Here is a 17,846-nt window from a genome sequence, read left to right as displayed (position 1 = left end):
CATGAAAATTTTACGTCTGAGCTTAAAAAATTTGGCATCTTTAGCGGGTACACATGTAATTAATTTTGAAGATGATCCACTTGCACATGCAGGATTAATTGCCATTACAGGTAAAACAGGTGCAGGTAAATCTACCCTGCTCGATGCCATGTGTTTGGCGTTATACGATGAAATTCCACGTTTAAGAGGTGCATCCGGCAGCCTGACCGATGCTGCAGGCAAAGAAATTTCCTTAAAAGATTCGAAACATATTTTACGGCGTGGTACCACGTCAGGTTTTGCCGAACTTGAATTTATTGCACTCGATCAAAAGCGCTATTCTGCACGATGGAACATTCGACGGGCACACAACAAACTCGACGGCAACTTAAAAGTTGAACGTGCCATTACCTGCCTAGATGAACAACGGGTTTTAAATCAAAGGATTTCTGAAGCAACACCCATTGTAGAAAAGCTAATTGGCTTAAGTTTTGAGCAATTTACCCGCGCAGTATTACTGGCGCAGTCTGAAGTTGGGGCATTTTTAAAAGCCAAAGATCATGAACGTGCTGACTTACTGGAATATTTAACCAATTCACAAATTTTTACCGAAGTCAGCAAGTTGGCTGCAACGAAATTCAGTGACATTAAACAGAAACGTGCTGCGCTTGAAAGTGTGATGGGGCATGTGACGCTGCTCAGCGACGACGCACTGAAAAGTCTGGAAACACAACAGTATGAACTAAGTCAGCAAGTCACCTTGCTGTGTCAAACTGAAAAGCTGTATGAAAATGACCTGAAATGGCACAAAGACCGCCATGAACTGTATGCCAGTACACAAGCTAAAAAAGAAGTTTACGATGTGCAAATCAATGCAGACTTGCAACTGACAGCACAAAAACAATTGCTACAACAATTAGATGAATTTCAAAGTATTCGTGAGCAATTTGTGCTACGTCAGCAATCAGAAGCAGAACTAAACACACTCAATCAGCAACTGGCTGACTTTCAACCCACTTTACAGCAGGCAGAACATGCTCAACAGCAAGCTATCACACAGCAACACCAAGCTGAAAAAAATCTTCAAACATGGCAACAGCATTTTGCACAATTAAAGCCCCAACTTGATACAGCAGCACAGTTACAGCATGAAATTTCCGGTAAATTACAGCAATATACAGCGTTGGATGAAGCACAAAAACTATTTGAACAGCAACAAATTCAGCCTGTGCAAAATGATTTAAATGCGCTTGAACATCAACTTGCGCAGCAGCAGAAACAACGACAGCACTTGGCTGAACAATTACAACACACTGCAGAATGGGCTATTTTTGATGAAACCTTGCCGCTTACGATACAACGACTGCAAGACTACCTGCAGTTTGAACAACAATTGCGCCAGCAAAATCCAAAGCTGTTTCAAGCTTCTTTAGACGCCTTAATTGATCAACAGCAGCAGGCGCTGCAACACATTGCGGCTTGGGAACAGCAATATCAAAACCATGAACAACTTGAGCAACAGTTATATACAGATCAACAACATTTGCAGCAATCGTCAAAGCATCTGCATGTATTAGCGCAGCTTAAACAGACCTTGGAACAATGGCAGCAATATGCAAGCTCATTCGCGCAGTTGCAAAGCCGCCTACAAGAAACTTTAAGCTTACAAAAGCAGACACAGGCTCAAATCCAAACACAACAGCAACAACTACTGATCGCAGAACAGACTTTACAACAGCTACAACAAGTTTTTGAGCAACAGCGTTTATTGCAGCATCAAAGTGTGCAGGACTTACGTGCTCAACTCAAACCTAATGAAGCCTGTATGGTCTGTGGTAGCCATGAACATCCATTTATTCAGCATGAGAGTTTACTGTCTGAAGCTTTAAACCAATTACAAGATCAGCAACTGCAACACGCAAAAACTGAATATGTACAGGCGCAAAAACAGTTGCAGCAGTTAGAACGTGATAGCACACAATTTGAAGTGACCTATGCTCAACAACAACAACGTGGCCTTGAGCTGCAACAGCAAATTGAGCAACAACAAACACTAGCTCAGCAACTGGCTGCGTCTTTATCCTTCACCTTAGATACAGCGTTCCCTATTGCAGATCAAATCGAAAAAGTACAACAGCAGTGGGTTACAACAGATCAATCGACTCAACAGTTGCAGCATGCTATTCAGCAAGCAAGCGACACCCTAAAACAATGGCGCAGTACGACACAACAGGCAGATCAACTAAAATATACCATTCAACAACGCCAAGACCTGACACAACGTCTACAAACCATTGTGGCTGACTTAAGCACAGCGCAACAACAGACTTGGCTCCACCAACCCCATGACTACTACCAAAATGCTTTACAGCATTTGTTGCAACGCCAAGCGTTACATCAACAGCAAGATGCTCAATTCAAAGCACTGGAACAGCTCACTCAACAGCAGCAGCAACTCCAACAAAAACACAGCTTTTTGGCGCAACAACTTCAGGACAAAAAACAGCAGTTGCAACAAATTAAGACCGAAGGGATATCGCTGCGCGATCAAATTAAGCAACTCACACAAAACTATGCGGGTCAGGTATATCAAACCTATCAGGAATGGCAACAGGCTTTAGATCAGGAACAACAGCAACTTAATATTGCACTGGATACACAACGCCATGCACTCAATCAGGCAGAACAAACTCTCAAAAACTTACAACTGCAACAACATGGCTTAGACAGTAAAATTCAGCAGCGCACCCAGCAACTAACGCAATGTATGCAGCATATTGAAACTTGGCAAACTGCACATCCAGAGTTTTTGTCTAGTGTGATTCATGACTGTTTGCAGATTTCTTATGCTGATCATCTGCAAATGCGCAACATGCTACAGCAACATCACAATAGCTTGGAAAGTGCTAAAACTGCTTGGCAAACGCTTGAAGAACAATACCAAAAACACTTAAAACAACAGCCGCAGCTTAGTTTTGAGGATGTAGAAAGTAAACTCACTGCCCTGCTCGCCGAAAAAACCCAACAGGCACAAAGCTTGAGTGAAATTGAAGCTCAATTGCATATTCATGCCAGCAATCAAGCGACTTTGGCACGTTATCAAACTCAAATTGAAGAGATAAAAACTGAAGAATATCGTTGGGGACGCATTTACGATTTAATTGGTCATAAAGAAGGTACTAAGTTTAAGAAAATTGCCCAAGAACACCATTTAGATATTTTGGTGGAATACGCCAACCAACAATTGTTACCGCTCAGTTCTCGTTATCAATTACACCGTATTCCTGAAAGTCTGAGTCTGGCCATTATTGACTTGGATATGAACAGTGAAATTCGTCCTGTTCTATCGCTATCAGGTGGTGAAACCTTCTTGGTGTCTTTGGCTTTAGCACTTGCCATTGCCAATATGGCTTCTGGCTCAATGAAACTGGAATCACTATTCATTGACGAAGGTTTTGGTACACTCGACCCAACTTCTTTACACATGGTGATGAACGCTTTAGATCATCTACAAAGTCAAGGTCGCAAAGTGGTGCTGATCTCACACATTCAGGAAATGCATGAACGTATTCCTGTACAAATTCAGGTCAATCCTGTCGGTGCTGGGGCAAGTGAGATCAATGTCGTGGGCTAGCCGCGACATTGCCCGAAATGCCAAAAATTATTACAGTTACAAGTGAGTTAAGATAACTATCATTTTTCAAACTATTCAGAATAGTTAGTCTAATTATTTACTTGGTTGAGAGCATCATTAACACGATAGACACTGATTTTCATGGATATAAAAACAATATTTTTATTTGGCATATTGCCTAGTGTGAGTATTATTTTTCTCACTTGGCTCGTCCGCTTCCCTCGCCCTGCCGTTTTTAAAGCGGTTTTGATTTTTGAAATAATACTGACTATTTGCACTTTAGTCATTGAGTTTGAGGCGAGAAAAACACCTGGAAATAGCGGTTGGATCATCATCTTTACCGGCTTTTTTCAGTTCTGTTTTTTGCTCTTTTTACTGATTGCACGTATTAGCATCTGGTTAGAGAATAAATCCTGAGAATGATCTGTTCGTCACTTTGATAGAACTTCAATATGCTTTCTAAATACAACTGAATCCATTTAAAAAATCACAACATTGATAGCACAGAGATAGCACAGAGATAGCACAGAACTAAAAAAGCCCCGACATCCTGTCGGGGCTTTCTAGATTCAGTTTTTGGTATAACTCCTGTCGTACCAAGCACTTCCGTGTTGTTCTATTTTTTATTGTTCTTATTTAGGAAACTCCCTGTTTCCCGATAAGTTCATATTAAGAAAATCCAGCCTTGTGTACTAGCCGCAATATTCTGCATTCTGTGTCAGCTAAAACGTACAAGACTTTATCTGACTGAGCATCGTAATCCTCTATGATTATGCTTGAGAGTAATCACGCGCGCCAAACAAAGCCGTCCCCACCCGTACCATGGTTGAACCTGCTGCAATTGCTGCATTTAAATCACCTGACATGCCCATACTCAACGTATCCCAATCTTCAGGATGGGCATGTTGAGTTTTAACCGCATCAAAGAGTTGTTTCGCCTGCTGAAAAGCTGAAGTATTGTTCGGTGCAGGAATGACCATCAAACCGCGCAGTTTTAAATTCGGCAACTGACTCATCTGCTGAACTAAAGCTGAAACTTCGCTAGGCTGGCAGCCATCTTTAGTGTCTTGACCATCAATATTCACCTGTAAACAAATATTGAGTGGCGCTTGCTGAGCATCCCGCTGATTCGACAAACGCTCTGCAATAATCAAACGATCCACCCCATGTACCCATGTAAATTTCTCTGCCAGATGTTTGGTTTTATTGCGTTGCACATGACCAATAAAATGCCATTCAATCTCCAAATCACTTAAGGCCTGCATTTTATCTAATGCTTCCTGCAAATAATTTTCACCAAAAGCACGCTGGCCTGTCGCATACATGGCACGCAATGCTTCACTCGGATGGGTCTTGGAAACAGCCAATAGTTGAACAGTATCTGGCTTGCGCTGTGCCAATTCACAGGCCTGTTGAATCTGCTCCAAAACCTGAGTACGTGATTGCTGCAAATTATTCATTGATGGATTTCTCATTTCATTCATCTTTTTTTACCTTGCCCAGCAACTAACAGTTGGTTAAGCTGATGGAAAGCCGTATTATTCTATCAAAATAATTAAGATTTAATTGATCTCGGGGACTTTCATGGACATTACAGAATTATTGGCGTTCTCCGCTAAAAACGGCGCTTCGGATTTACACTTATCTGCTGGTATGCCACCACTGATTCGTGTGGATGGTGAAGTACGTCGTATTAACTTACCTGCATTAGAACATAAAGAAGTACACAAATTAGTGTACGACATTATGAATGATAAACAACGCCGTGATTTTGAAGAAAACCTAGAAACTGACTTTTCTTTTGAAGTGCCTGGCGTGGCACGTTTCCGTGTGAACGCATTTAACCAAAACCGTGGTGCAGGTGCGGTATTCCGTACCATTCCATCAAAAGTATTAACACTTGAAGATTTAGGCATGGGGCAAATCTTCAAGGATATTTGTGAATATCCACGCGGTTTGGTTTTGGTGACAGGGCCAACGGGTTCAGGTAAATCGACCACCCTTGCGGCGATGATCGATTATATTAACGACAATCGTTATGACCACATTTTAACAGTCGAAGACCCTATCGAATTTGTACACCAATCTAAAAAATGCTTGGTTAACCAACGTGAAGTACACCGTGATACACATGGCTTTAATGAAGCACTGCGTTCAGCGCTGCGTGAAGACCCTGACATCATCTTGGTGGGTGAGATGCGTGACCTAGAAACCATTCGTTTGGCACTGACTGCTGCGGAAACAGGTCACTTGGTATTTGGTACGCTACACACCACCTCGGCGGCAAAAACCATTGACCGTGTCATTGACGTATTCCCTGCAGAAGAAAAGGACATGGTTCGTGCCATGTTATCTGAATCTCTACAAGCCGTCATTTCACAGTCTCTGCTGAAGAAAAATGGCGGTGGTCGTGTTGCAGCCCATGAAATCATGATTGGTATTCCTGCGGTACGTAACTTGATTCGTGAGAACAAAGTAGCGCAAATGTATTCGGCTATTCAGACTGGTGCAAACTACGGTATGACTACACTCGACCAAAGCCTGAAAAACTTGGTATCGCGCGGTGTAATTAGTCCACAGACTGCACGAACTGTTGCGAAGCAGCCTGAATCATTCTTATAAGTTTAAAATTCGAGATACGCGATGGACTTTAATGATTTACTGAATTTGATGATTCAGCAAAAAGCGTCTGACTTGTTTATTACTGCCGATGTTGAACCGTCCATGAAAATTCATGGACAAATTGTGCCTGTTGCCAAAAGCAAACTGACAGGTGAAATTGTCGGGCAGTTACTGAACTCAATTATGAGTGAAAAGCAGCGCAAGGAATTTGCCGAAACACGTGAATGTAACTTTGCCATCACCAACCGTGAAAAATCGGCACGTTTCCGTGTCAGTGCATTTCAGCAACGTGATGAACCTGGCATGGTACTGCGCCGAATTGAAACCAAAATTCCAACCATGGATGAGTTAAAACTGCCGCCAATTTTAAAAGATTTGGCAATGACCAAACGCGGTATTATCATCTTTGTGGGTGCAACTGGTACTGGTAAATCGACCTCTTTGGCATCAATTATTGGTTACCGTAACCAAAATTCCAAAGGTCATATCATCACTATTGAAGACCCGATTGAATTTGTACACGAACATGCAGGCTGTATTATTACCCAACGTGAAGTGGGTATTGATACCGACTCATTTGAAGTGGCATTAAAAAATACCCTGCGTCAAGCGCCAGATGTGATTCTAATTGGTGAGATTCGTTCCCGCGAAACCATGGATTATGCTATCGCCTTTGCCGAAACCGGTCACTTGGTTTTTGCAACCCTGCACGCCAACAACGCCAACCAAGCCATTGACCGTATTATTCACTTCTTTGAAGCAGACCGTCATGGCCAGTTGTTTATGGATTTATCGCTGAACCTCAAAGCAATTGTGGCGCAGCAACTCCTTCCAACTATTGACGGTAACTCACGTCGTGCTGCAATTGAAATTTTAATTAACTCACCGCTCATTGCAGATTTAATCCGTAAAGGTGATGTACACGAAATTAAAGATTTGATGAAGCGTTCACGTGAATTGGGCATGCAAACCTTTGACCAAGCCTTATACGATCTGTATAAAGCCAAGCAAATTAGCTACAAAGATGCACTCAAGCACGCTGACTCACCAAACGACTTGCGTCTACAAATCAAGCTATCAGAAGAAGGTGGCGACCGTTTATTGCATGCTACATCGAATATCACGTTTGATGGGCAATAAACTCAAAACAGATAAGAAAAAGGCTTCCGTAATGGAAGCCTTTTTTGTATTTTTAACTTATTTTTTACGCAATGCTTCACGACATTCCGGCGCATCACAATAACCGTATAAATTTAGCGAGTGACCCGTTAATTCAAAACCGAATTTTTCTGCCACATCGTGCTGTTCTTTTTCAATAGTATCATTAATAAATTCAACTACTTTACTACAGTTCAAGCACACCAAATGGTCGTGGTGATCTTCCTGCATAATTTCAAATACAGAGTGGTTGTTCTCAAAATTATGACGCTCAATAATCCCAGCAGCTTCAAACTGTGTTAACACACGATACACAGTTGCTAAACCCACATCTTCGCCCTGATCGAGTAAAGTTTTGTAGATGTCTTCTGCACTTAAATGATGTTGTTTTGAATTTTCTAATAATTCTAGGATTTTAATTCGTGGAAGGGTAACTTTAAGTCCAGCTTTGCGTAATTCTTGATTTGAAATAGGCATGTAAAAAGGTCTCTCAACAAAATTAAAGTTGGAATATGCAACAAAGTTAAGATGCAGTATGATCTAACACTGGATCAAATGCATCATAATTAATTTGGGATAGTGTAGCAAAATGCAAAAAATCATGTTGACGTTATTGGTCACTTCACTGCTCGCAGGCTGTTCGACCTTGGGCGTTTATAAAGTAGATATTCCACAGGGTACGCCTTTAACCCAAGCGCAAGCTTCAAAAGTCCAAGTCGGTATGAGTCACCAACAAGTTCGCTTTTTACTGGGCAGTCCAACCATTTCCGATCCAATGAACCCGTTACGTTGGGACTACATTTACAATTATATCCCAGGAACTTATGCTAAAAAAGCCAAGATCCCTGCCGCGCATGGTCAGCATTTGAAAATCTATTTCGATCAAACTGGTATCGTGCAAAAAATTGAAGGCCTAGAAACCATCCCAGAATCTCAACCTGGCTTACCAGGATCGAAAGAAGCGATTCTCAACGCGCCACCACTATAGCCCCTTTAAAATAAAAAGAAACCCCTCGCTGAGGGGTTTTTCAAATCATTTCAATTGTCTGAGGCGATTGCTTTTGGCATAACGCCCTACAGGGTTCTTTTCAGCACGCTTACGCCGAATGTCTTTCGGGTTAATGGTCAAAGCACGATAAATTTCAACCCGATCTCCTGCCTGCAATTGATGCTGCAGCTCAACCCTTACACCAAAAATCCCCACAGACAACGGTTCTGCTAAAGTGGTTTGTGTAGCAATTCCACTTTTTTGAATTGCATCAGCAACGGTCATACCCTGCTGAAATGCAACCGCAATATGCCACTGTTGTTCAGGTGTTGCATACGCAACCCAAACCTGCATCATTTGATTCATGCTAGAAACTGTCCAATCAATGCAAAAATAGCGACTACAATTGATATAGGCAACACAACACGTACTGCAATACGCCACAGGTTATACAAGGCTTCACTGCTAAAGTTCATAGCTTTACGAAGATGGCTGATTTTCATAATCCAGCCTGCGAAAATGGCATAAATCAGGCAAATCACCAAGCCCCAAAGCAACAACACAAAATTAAATACTGAAGTAATGGCTGGCACTGCCCACACCAGTGTTGCTGCAATTAAGACAATCCATTGAATCGCAACGGCCATTTGACGCTGTGCCAATTGCTCACGTGCCAATTGTAATAACACGGCAGCAGCTGCAACTGCGGCAACCACTAACGCCAGTGCAGGAATTTGTGCTTGTACTGCAAAGAAGGCAAAAGCAACGACTGCCAATAATTGTGCAATCCAGATGGGTAAAACGGTTGATGTTGCCGCATTTTGCTGTTGCGCCTGCGCCAAACTGGTTTGCCAGTACAACCCCATGCCCAAACCGCTGGCAACCAAAGCCAATACTGTTGCACTCCCCCACTCGCCTAATTCAATAGGTGTGACTTGCCATGCAGGCAATTGGGTACCAAATACATTGGCTAAAACCAATGCAGCCACGACAGCTACAGCAGTACACAACAGTAAAATTTGACGTGCAAGCAATGACAGTGCCAATGCCACAACCGCAAGAATAACCAGTACAATGTTACTGGCCAAACCTTCTACTGCGTATTGATTCAGAATTTGCGCAGCATTGGACAACAAGCCACCTGCCAAAAACGGAATAAACACCACCGCAAGCCAACCTACAATACGCCATTTTGGTGAAGCATCTGCATCACGGGTTAAACCAGACAATGCCTGTAGTGCGGTACTTTTAGAGCGCTTGGCTAAAGCAATTTCTAAATAGGTGATTGGTAATGCCAAAATCACCATGGTACCCAACCAAAGTAACCAAAAATCGAGCTGACGCTCAACCTGAATACCGGTCATAGGTGCCAAAGTGGCAATAATAATAAAAGATAAACCAAATGCCATCAGCGGCGATAACCATCGTGACATAGCATTGTCCTGCATGATGCTGTCCTAATAAAAATCTACGGCTATTTTGCCTTTGTCATCAAGGAAAAGCAAAACCTCAAAAAAGAAAAAAGCAAACTATCTAAAGACAGTTTGCTGCGCAAATTTATAATTTTTGTTGTAGCACTTGTTATCACATCAATTCAATATTGTGCGTAAACAGTATTTGTCATTACGAGAAGAAACGAGCAAACCACCCCTTACCTTTCTTCTGCTCTTTTTCTTTAATAATACCCATCATATTTTCTTTCACAGCGCCCACATAATCGGCGTCATCGTGTTGAATATGATTAATTAACCATTTAGATAAAACTTCATGTAATTCACTTTCAATCGAATGTCCCATCTCAAAACGATCACGGTAAGATTCAATTTTCTTAATAAATAAATCATGCACGCGTTTATGCGGTACACGGTATTTATACCCCGCTTCTTCTTGCAATGACTCTTCAAAAGTAAAATGGGATTGAGTGTAATCAATAATATTATCTAAAATCTGCTTTACACGAGCTCGATCAGTACCATCGCCAATTTCAACAATTTCATTAATATAATCGAGGATACGTTTATGCTGATCGTCAATCACATCGATACCAGTATTGTATTCTGGAACCCACTTCATCTTCATACGATCACCCTACAGAAATAAATGATTAATCACGTTGATGAATGGTAGCCGCATTTAGCACAAATAAAAATGGAGTGGTTTAGTAGGGATTAACCAAAACTACTAAAAACAAACATAACCAATTGATTTACATTAAAAACAATAGCAATACCCGACCAAAAGAATCAATTATTAATTAATCAATTCACACATTTTTATTCTTGATTTTAAGAAAAAACACCTAAATAAAATGAATATTTTTCACATATACGACTCGGACTGATTAATATTGATCAGCTTTGGTCACACGCCTTAATTCAGGGTTCAAACGCTCACGTTCCAAACGCTCAATATGCGTCATTTGCGATTTAACAGGACGCCCCTGCTGGAATAAAATCATTTCGCCAGGTTGAAATGCAGTCCAAGTTTCATTTTGCGTTAAAGGTTCTGTGGTAATCACCGCGACACAATCGTCTGGTGTGGTGACTTGACTAAAATCGACTTCAACATCTAAATCAATCAATTGGGCAGGTTGAAATGGATAGGCACGTACCAACCAATGTAATTTGGTGACCGCATAACTGAACAAGGCTTGTCCATTCGATAGGCAGAAATTAAAAGTCCCATGTTCTGCAATTTGTGGGGAAATTTCTGCCAATAAGTCAAAAATTTGCATCAAGCTCGGTTCATCATAACCAAAGCGATTAACAAATTGATCAAGTAAATAACAAAATGAACGCTCACTGTCAGTATTACCCACAGGGGTAAAACGTCCCGACAAACGTGGATGAAAATCGTGTAAGTCTCCATTATGGGCAAAAATCCACTGACGCCCCCACAATTCACGGCTAAACGGATGTGAGTTTTCTAGATTAATTTTACCTTGTGTGGCTTTACGAATATGCGCAATCACGTTACGTGATTTAATTGGATAATTACGGATCAGCTCGGCAATTGGTGACTCGACTGCAGACTGATTATCGACAAATAAACGACAAGCTTTATCTTCAAAAAAAGCAATTCCAAAGCCATCTGAATGATCTGATGTAATTCCAGCGCGCTGCGAAAATCCCCGAAATGAAAAGGTAATATCGGTAGGTGTCGCACAATTCATTCCAAGCAACTGACACATAAGGCTTTATCTATACACAATAATTAGTTAATTTTATTATTGTGCATCAGCCATCATGATATTTCAAATCAGAAAATTTGAACTGCAGGCTTATGACACTTTGACTTTCTTTTGTCGAATAAAATGCTTTGCCATCTGCTTCACATCTAACAATACAAAATAGTCCAAACAATTAAATTCGCGGTCATAAAATGCCTGAGTTGAGAGTTTGGCATTCATTTTTAAATACACGTCAAATAATTTAGGGATACGTTCATCTTGACTAAAGCTATGACTTGGACAACTCGGCACAAATGCATCTTGAGATTGAATATCACAGCGTTGATTTTCAGACAATTGCTGAATCGCTTGATGGGTGTAATAGGCACGTGCTTCATTACCTTCCAAGCGAATACTGACACAGCCAATTAAATGTTTGGCACGCATTTCCCATAAAACTTTTGGAATCAAATTCAGCCATAAAATAGACAAGGTTTTTCCCGAACGGTAGCGTGGATGCACACAAGTTCGCCCCATTTCAACAATATTTGAGAAATGTCCCAATTCATCTATAATTTTAAATTCATGTGCACTATAACTATTGGCTAGCTCATGCCCTTGCCAAAGTTTTAAACGGGTATACGCCACAATTTCACCCGTTGCTTTATCTCTAAGCACAGCATGTTCACAGCTAAAATCATATAAGTCTTGGTCTAACCCTGACGCAAACTCAATGCCAAATTGTTTAGAAAATTGCTGAGCACGAAAGCGTTGTACCTCTTGTAATTGTTTTAAATTTTCGACCCATTCAAACGCATATTGTGTGGCTTTGCTATTTTTTTTCTGTGCTTTGCCAACTTTGCTTAATGGAAAACTTAATTGTTGACGGTATTGATTTAATTTTTGCAGCATCATAGATACCTCGTGTTTTCTCTTACACTAGGACAGCTGCATGACACTATGATGACTGATTTTTAGCAGAATTCTGTTTTACTCAAATCAGCCTGATTCGGCATTTAAAATCAACAAATGACTATTGTACGGCATAAAAAAAGAGCCTCCTTTGAAGCTCTTTTCAATCTTTTGCAGACTTAGCACAATGTGCAAACCCACTCAAATGAACTATTACTTACGTGCCTGCACTCGGTTGGTAATTAAAGTACCAACTCCATGATCGGTAAAGATTTCCAGTAAGGTTGCATGCGGCACACGACCATCTACAATATGTGCGCTGATTACACCGCCTTTGACTGCATCTAATGCACAGCCAACTTTAGGAATCATACCGCCATAGATCACACCGGTATCAATCAAACGATCAACTTCCTGCGTAGTCAAACCGGTCAATAAGTTTTTATTTTCATCCAGCACACCAGTAATATTGGTGAGTAGAATCAGTTTTTCTGCACCTAATGCTTCTGCAACTTTACCTGCCACCAAATCGGCATTGATGTTATAGGTATTGCCTGCATCATCGACACCTAAAGGTGCAATGACAGGAATAAAGTCGCTGCTGGTAAACATTTCTAAAACGTCAGTTTTTACCCCAACCACTTCACCTACTAAACCAAGGTCAATCTGCTCGACTTCGCCTGTTTCGGTGGTTTTTTGCATCAATAATTTTTGTGCACGAATCAAGTTACCATCTTTACCTGTTAAACCAATGGCGCGACCACCATGTTGGTTAATTAAATTCACAATGGACTTGTTCACACTACCACCGAGCACCATTTCCACCACTTCCATAGTGGCAGGATCGGTCACGCGCATACCGTCAATACGGTCAGACTCACGTCCCAATTGCTTGAGCATAGAATCTACTTGTGGGCCGCCACCATGCACGACAATCGGGTTTAATCCGACTGTTTTAAGCAGCACAATGTCACGTGCAAAAGAACTTTCCAGCTCAGGATCAGTCATGGCATTGCCGCCATACTTTACAACAAGGGTCTTGCCCGCAAAACGTTGAATATACGGCAAAGCTTCGGTCAAAATTTGTGCTTTGTCGATACCAGTCTGTTGATGTGGCATTCGCCTCTCCTTATTGAGCATCTAGAATGTCTTGGGCGATTTCAGGGTATCGCTCACTTAACATGGAAACAAATGTATCGCGAATATCATTCAGTCGTGATGGATTATCGGCATCAAAACGCACCGTAAAATATTCGCCCGTATTGGATGCTCGAATAATGCCAAATCCATCTTCAAAATCAAGTCTTACACCATCAATTTTACTTAATTGTGCGCCACTCTGCTGACTACAGCTTTCTACATCGTTTAAAACGGTACTTGGTTCAATATTATGCGTACTAATATAAGTATCTTCTGTACAGCAGCGCTCAGGATATTTCTGCATCAGTGCTGAAATGCTACCGGCTTCACTTTGACTTAAATATTCCAGTACCCGCAAGGCGGCGTATATACCATCGTCATAGCCAAAACCACGCCCGTCATTAAATACATAATGCCCTGCATATTCGCCACCAAACACGGCTTTACCCTGCGACTGAGCTAAATAACGGCGCAAGAAAGTACTACCTGTACGAATCATCACCGCTTGACCGCCTAAATCACGCACGGTATTGCGTACCATAGTGGAGCATTTTACATCAAACACCACCTCATGCTGTGGATGGGTTTTTAGACACATTTCTGCAAATAAGGAAAGCAAACGGTCTGCTGAAATAACCTTTGCCTGTTCATCCAGCAATACCACACGGTCACCATCCCCATCTAAAGCAATGCCAATATCTGCCTGATGTTCAAGTACCGCAGTTTTTAAATGTTGTAAGTGCTTTTCTTGAGATGGGTCTGGCGCATGATCTGGAAAATGTCCATTGGCCACACAGCGTAGTACCACCACCTCACAGCCCATTTTTTGTAATACCAATGCAGCGCAATGCCCTGCCGAGCCATACATACCATCCAGCACCACTTTATAAGGGCGTGCCAAATGAATGTCCTGTAACATGGCATTTTGATATTGCTGGCAAGCATCTTCTATAAATTCATGTGAAGTAGTAGCGACAGAATTAGCCCATCCACTGTTACTTTGATTCAACACATAATATGGTGTGGCATCAATTGCCACTTGCTGAATCATTTCAGGCGTTGGCGGTTCACCCTGCATAATCCATTTAATACCATTGTCAGATTTTGGATTATGACTGGCGGTCAGCATAATGCCATTACCTGCAGTATGCCGTGCCATAAAATACAACATCGGGCTTGAGCAACAGCCCACCATCGTCACTTGAAAATGATGCGCAAGAAAAACCTGTCGCATCATTTCCGCATAAGCGGGACTATTTAAACGAGCATCGTAACCGATACTAATCTGGTTCTGTTGATGCTGTTGATACTGCTGTACTAAACCTTGTGCGATTGCATGTACGAGGTTTGCTGTTAATACGCTTTCTTTACCACGAATGTCATAAGCACGAAAAATATGCAGAGGAAATGGAGATAGTAGATGGTTCATAGGCTTACAACTACAAGAATGAGCCAACATAAATTGAATAAATCTTAGCTCTATAAATTTTAAAAATTCTAATTAGACTTTTTTAAGGATGCGTTATCGTCTCATATGATCTAGAAATATGCTTGTCATTATTAGTACATATTTGGTTACTTTTCAAGAATTGCAGGTAAAGTTTCAGATGAAACTTTACCAAGCATTATAATTCAATGAACAAACTATGTTTAAGTGACTAAAAAATTAGTTTTTCCCTGTATGCCCAAAGCCACCTGCACCACGTTCAGTCGCCACAAATTCATCGACCTGTTCAAATTCTGCCTGTACCACAGGGACTAATACATACTGCGCTAAACGCTCACCAGGCTCTAAACTAAACGCGGTTTGGCTGCGGTTCCAAACAGATACCATTAACTCGCCTTGATAATCTGAATCGATTAAACCGACCAAGTTACCCAATACAATACCGTGTTTATGCCCTAAACCTGAGCGTGGCAAAATCATGCCTGCAAAGCCTGTGTCCTGAATATAAATTGCCAAACCTGTTTTTACCAATACCGTTTGACCCGGTTCAATGACAGTAGTGCTGTCCACACAGGCACGCAAGTCCAGACCCGCAGAACCTGCAGTGGCATAAGTTGGCATAGGCCATTCTGTACCTAAACGTGAATCTAATACTTTAACTTGAACTTTCATGAAATTTGTCCTGTTCTTCAATTTTTACTGTGGCTTTTGATGCAGTTTCTGCATCAATACAGCTGTATGTTTTTAAACTTAGATTAGCGTTTAATCAGCGCGCGTAAATTTTCCAAATAATGCTGTGCCTGTTGTTTTGGATCAACATCACCCGCCAGTTTTTTCTTGCGTCCGAGCCATTCCAGCTCATCTTGCGGCAATTCATCCAAGAAACGGCTTGGTGTCATTTGTTTCATTTGCCCACCCGCCTTGCGCTGTTCTGCCAAGGTAATGGTTAAGCCCTGACGTGCACGAGTAATGCCCACGTACATTAAACGGCGCTCTTCTTCAACGGTATCTGCCACAATCGAGTTTTTGTGTGGCAACAACTCTTCTTCCAAGCCAATCAAATACACGTATGGAAATTCCAAACCTTTAGAAGCGTGCAAGGTCAGTAAATTGACTTTGTCGGTGTCTTCTTCTTCTTGTTGCTGCTCAAGCATATCCAGCAGCACCATTTTACGAATCACACTTTCAATATTTTTTTCATCGACATCTTCAGCGCGGTTAATCAAACTTTGAATACTGCTATACAGCACTTCAATATTGTCGAGTTTGGTTTTTTCCTGCGCAGGTGTGGCTGCTTGCTCTTTAATGTAGTCGATATAACCTGCTTCTAGCATCATCTGACGGATGATCGGCACAGGTTCATCATCTTCCAATAAGTTACGCGTGAAATTGCTAATAAAATCTGCAAACTCAGCCAACTGTGTCGTGGCTTTTTTGGGAATTGCCATGGTTAAGCGCTGGTCGCCTGCTGCTGCCAATAAAGACAAATGATTTTCTTGTGCGAATAGCCCCAGTTTTTCTAAAGTTACAGGCCCAATGGCACGTTTAGGCGTATTGATAATACGTAAAAAAGCACTGTCATCTTCTGGGTTAATAATCAGACGCAAATAGCTCATGATATCTTTGATTTCAGCACGTGCGAAGAACGACTGCCCCCCCGAAAGCTTGTAAGGAATTTGCATTTGGCGTAATTGGGTTTCCAGAATACGTGCCTGAAAGTTCCCACGATACAAAATCGCATAATCTTTCCAGCTCTTGCCGTTCATCAATTTATGTGTGAGTAAATCTTTCACCACGCGTTCTGATTCATCATCATCGTTACGGCATGTAATTACCCGAATGACTTCACCATGACCTTTATCTGACCACAGTTTTTTGTCAAAAATATGCGGATTATTACCAATCACGGTATTGGCAGCTTTCAGAATACGGCTGGTCGAGCGGTAGTTCTGCTCAAGTTTAATCACTTTTAAATTTGGGAAGTCTTCTTTAAGCAAAGCCATATTTTCTGGCTTGGCACCACGCCATGCGTAAATAGATTGGTCATCATCACCTACTGCGGTGAACTGCCCCATCACCCCTACCAGCAATTTCACCAAAATATACTGTGCGGTGTTGGTGTCCTGATACTCATCGACCAATAAATAGCGAACACGGTTCTGCCACTTGTCACGTACTTCTGCATTTTCTTGCAATAAACGAGTCGGCATCACAATCAAATCGTCAAAATCGACTGCGTTGTAAGCTCGTAAATTACGTTCATAGAGTTGATATAAATGCGCAAACTGAATGTCTTCTGGCGTTTCACAAGTGGTATGTGCCTGCTCTGGTGCTATCAGATCGTTTTTCCAATCTGAAATCATCTTCATGGCTTTGGCAATCAGTTCCTTGCTTTCTGCACCTGACAAATTATCACGGTGCATTAAATCCATCAGAATACGTTTGCAGTCATCGGCATCTAAAATAGAGAAATTGGCTTTTAATGGCGTATGTTTTAATTCAAGACGCAACAAGTTCAGACCAAAGGTGTGGAAGGTCGACACCGACAAACCTTTGGCTTCTTCGCGAGACAACAATTTGGTCACACGCTCTTTCATTTCACGTGCAGCTTTGTTGGTAAAAGTCATTGCTGTAATCCGATACGCAGGAATACCGCAATGCTTAACCAAATAAGCAATTTTTCGGGTAATCACCGAAGTTTTACCTGAACCCGCCCCTGCAAGCACTAACAAGGGTCCTTGAGTGTATTTCATCGCTTCAAGTTGCTTGTCGTTTAACTGACTTGCCAGTGACATAG

The 17,846-nt window shown here is 41.5% G+C and carries 16 protein-coding genes; 4 read left to right on the top strand and 12 right to left on the bottom strand.

The genetic code is table 11. The features are described from left to right. Position 1 precedes the first annotated feature (1 nt). Positions 2-3,613 (top strand): AAA family ATPase, encoded by a 3,612-nt coding sequence (locus HHA43_RS09800; RefSeq protein ID WP_168542540.1) that lies wholly within the window; start codon positions 2-4, stop codon positions 3,611-3,613. An 89-nt stretch (positions 3,614-3,702) separates the two neighbouring features. Here the strand turns inward: HHA43_RS09800 and HHA43_RS09795 are convergent, their stop codons facing one another. Beyond that, on the bottom strand, positions 3,703-3,948 hold the full coding sequence (locus HHA43_RS09795) for a hypothetical protein (RefSeq protein WP_168461482.1): 246 nt from the start codon (positions 3,946-3,948) through the stop codon (positions 3,703-3,705). Between the two features lie 435 nt (positions 3,949-4,383). Next, the gene (locus tag HHA43_RS09790; protein ID WP_168461499.1) at positions 4,384-5,073 is read right to left on the bottom strand and encodes a YggS family pyridoxal phosphate-dependent enzyme; all 690 of its coding nucleotides are present in this window, start codon (positions 5,071-5,073) and stop codon (positions 4,384-4,386) included. 124 nt (positions 5,074-5,197) lie between these two features. On the opposite strand from HHA43_RS09790, the gene HHA43_RS09785 reads away from it, so the two are divergent. Both HHA43_RS09785 and HHA43_RS09780 read left to right on the top strand, forming a co-directional pair. Then, entirely contained in the window at positions 5,198-6,235 is a 1,038-nt protein-coding gene (locus HHA43_RS09785; protein WP_168418233.1) for a type IV pilus twitching motility protein PilT, read from the top strand. A gap of 21 nt (positions 6,236-6,256) precedes the next feature. After that, entirely contained in the window at positions 6,257-7,375 is a 1,119-nt protein-coding gene (locus tag HHA43_RS09780; RefSeq protein ID WP_168418234.1) for a PilT/PilU family type 4a pilus ATPase, read from the top strand. Positions 7,376-7,432: 57 nt separating this feature from the next. Here HHA43_RS09780 and fur read toward each other — a convergent pair whose 3' ends face one another. Then, the gene (gene fur / locus HHA43_RS09775) at positions 7,433-7,870 is read right to left on the bottom strand and encodes a ferric iron uptake transcriptional regulator (protein ID WP_004975325.1); all 438 of its coding nucleotides are present in this window, start codon (positions 7,868-7,870) and stop codon (positions 7,433-7,435) included. 112 nt (positions 7,871-7,982) lie between these two features. Here fur and HHA43_RS09770 point away from each other — a divergent pair, with 112 nt between their 5' ends. Beyond that, positions 7,983-8,381: an outer membrane protein assembly factor BamE gene (locus HHA43_RS09770; RefSeq protein WP_168418235.1), complete on the top strand. Its 399-nt coding sequence runs from the start codon at positions 7,983-7,985 to the stop codon at positions 8,379-8,381. Positions 8,382-8,426: 45 nt separating this feature from the next. On the opposite strand, the gene HHA43_RS09765 is transcribed toward HHA43_RS09770, so the two are convergent. From HHA43_RS09765 to HHA43_RS09725, 9 genes are all read right to left on the bottom strand, one after another. Continuing rightward, positions 8,427-8,747, bottom strand: a complete 321-nt coding sequence (locus HHA43_RS09765) for an RnfH family protein (RefSeq protein WP_168461480.1) — start codon at positions 8,745-8,747, stop codon at positions 8,427-8,429. Continuing rightward, on the bottom strand, positions 8,744-9,829 hold the full coding sequence (locus tag HHA43_RS09760; protein ID WP_168526189.1) for a hypothetical protein: 1,086 nt from the start codon (positions 9,827-9,829) through the stop codon (positions 8,744-8,746). The genes HHA43_RS09765 and HHA43_RS09760 overlap by 4 nt, the downstream gene beginning before the upstream one ends. A 175-nt stretch (positions 9,830-10,004) precedes the next feature. Continuing rightward, entirely contained in the window at positions 10,005-10,460 is a 456-nt protein-coding gene (locus HHA43_RS09755) for a bacteriohemerythrin (protein WP_168418238.1), read from the bottom strand. A gap of 262 nt (positions 10,461-10,722) precedes the next feature. After that, entirely contained in the window at positions 10,723-11,571 is an 849-nt protein-coding gene (locus HHA43_RS09750) for a class II glutamine amidotransferase (RefSeq protein ID WP_168526187.1), read from the bottom strand. Positions 11,572-11,661: 90 nt separating this feature from the next. Beyond that, a complete protein-coding gene (locus HHA43_RS09745) occupies positions 11,662-12,462 on the bottom strand; it encodes a GNAT family N-acetyltransferase (protein WP_168461497.1) in 801 nt (266 codons plus the stop codon). Positions 12,463-12,675: 213 nt separating this feature from the next. Continuing rightward, a complete protein-coding gene (gene argB / locus HHA43_RS09740; RefSeq protein WP_168461476.1) occupies positions 12,676-13,581 on the bottom strand; it encodes an acetylglutamate kinase in 906 nt (301 codons plus the stop codon). 10 nt (positions 13,582-13,591) lie between these two features. After that, a complete protein-coding gene (locus HHA43_RS09735; RefSeq protein ID WP_168461474.1) occupies positions 13,592-15,031 on the bottom strand; it encodes a phosphomannomutase/phosphoglucomutase in 1,440 nt (479 codons plus the stop codon). 237 nt (positions 15,032-15,268) lie between these two features. Further along, positions 15,269-15,721, bottom strand: a complete 453-nt coding sequence (gene dut, locus HHA43_RS09730) for a dUTP diphosphatase (RefSeq protein ID WP_168418242.1) — start codon at positions 15,719-15,721, stop codon at positions 15,269-15,271. An 83-nt stretch (positions 15,722-15,804) separates the two neighbouring features. Beyond that, entirely contained in the window at positions 15,805-17,844 is a 2,040-nt protein-coding gene (locus tag HHA43_RS09725) for a UvrD-helicase domain-containing protein (protein ID WP_168418243.1), read from the bottom strand. Positions 17,845-17,846 lie beyond the last annotated feature (2 nt).

It is taken from the genome of Acinetobacter sp. A2 (genome assembly GCF_012371325.1).
Classification (GTDB): domain Bacteria; phylum Pseudomonadota; class Gammaproteobacteria; order Pseudomonadales; family Moraxellaceae; genus Acinetobacter.
This window is presented reverse-complemented; position numbering and strand designations above follow the sequence as displayed.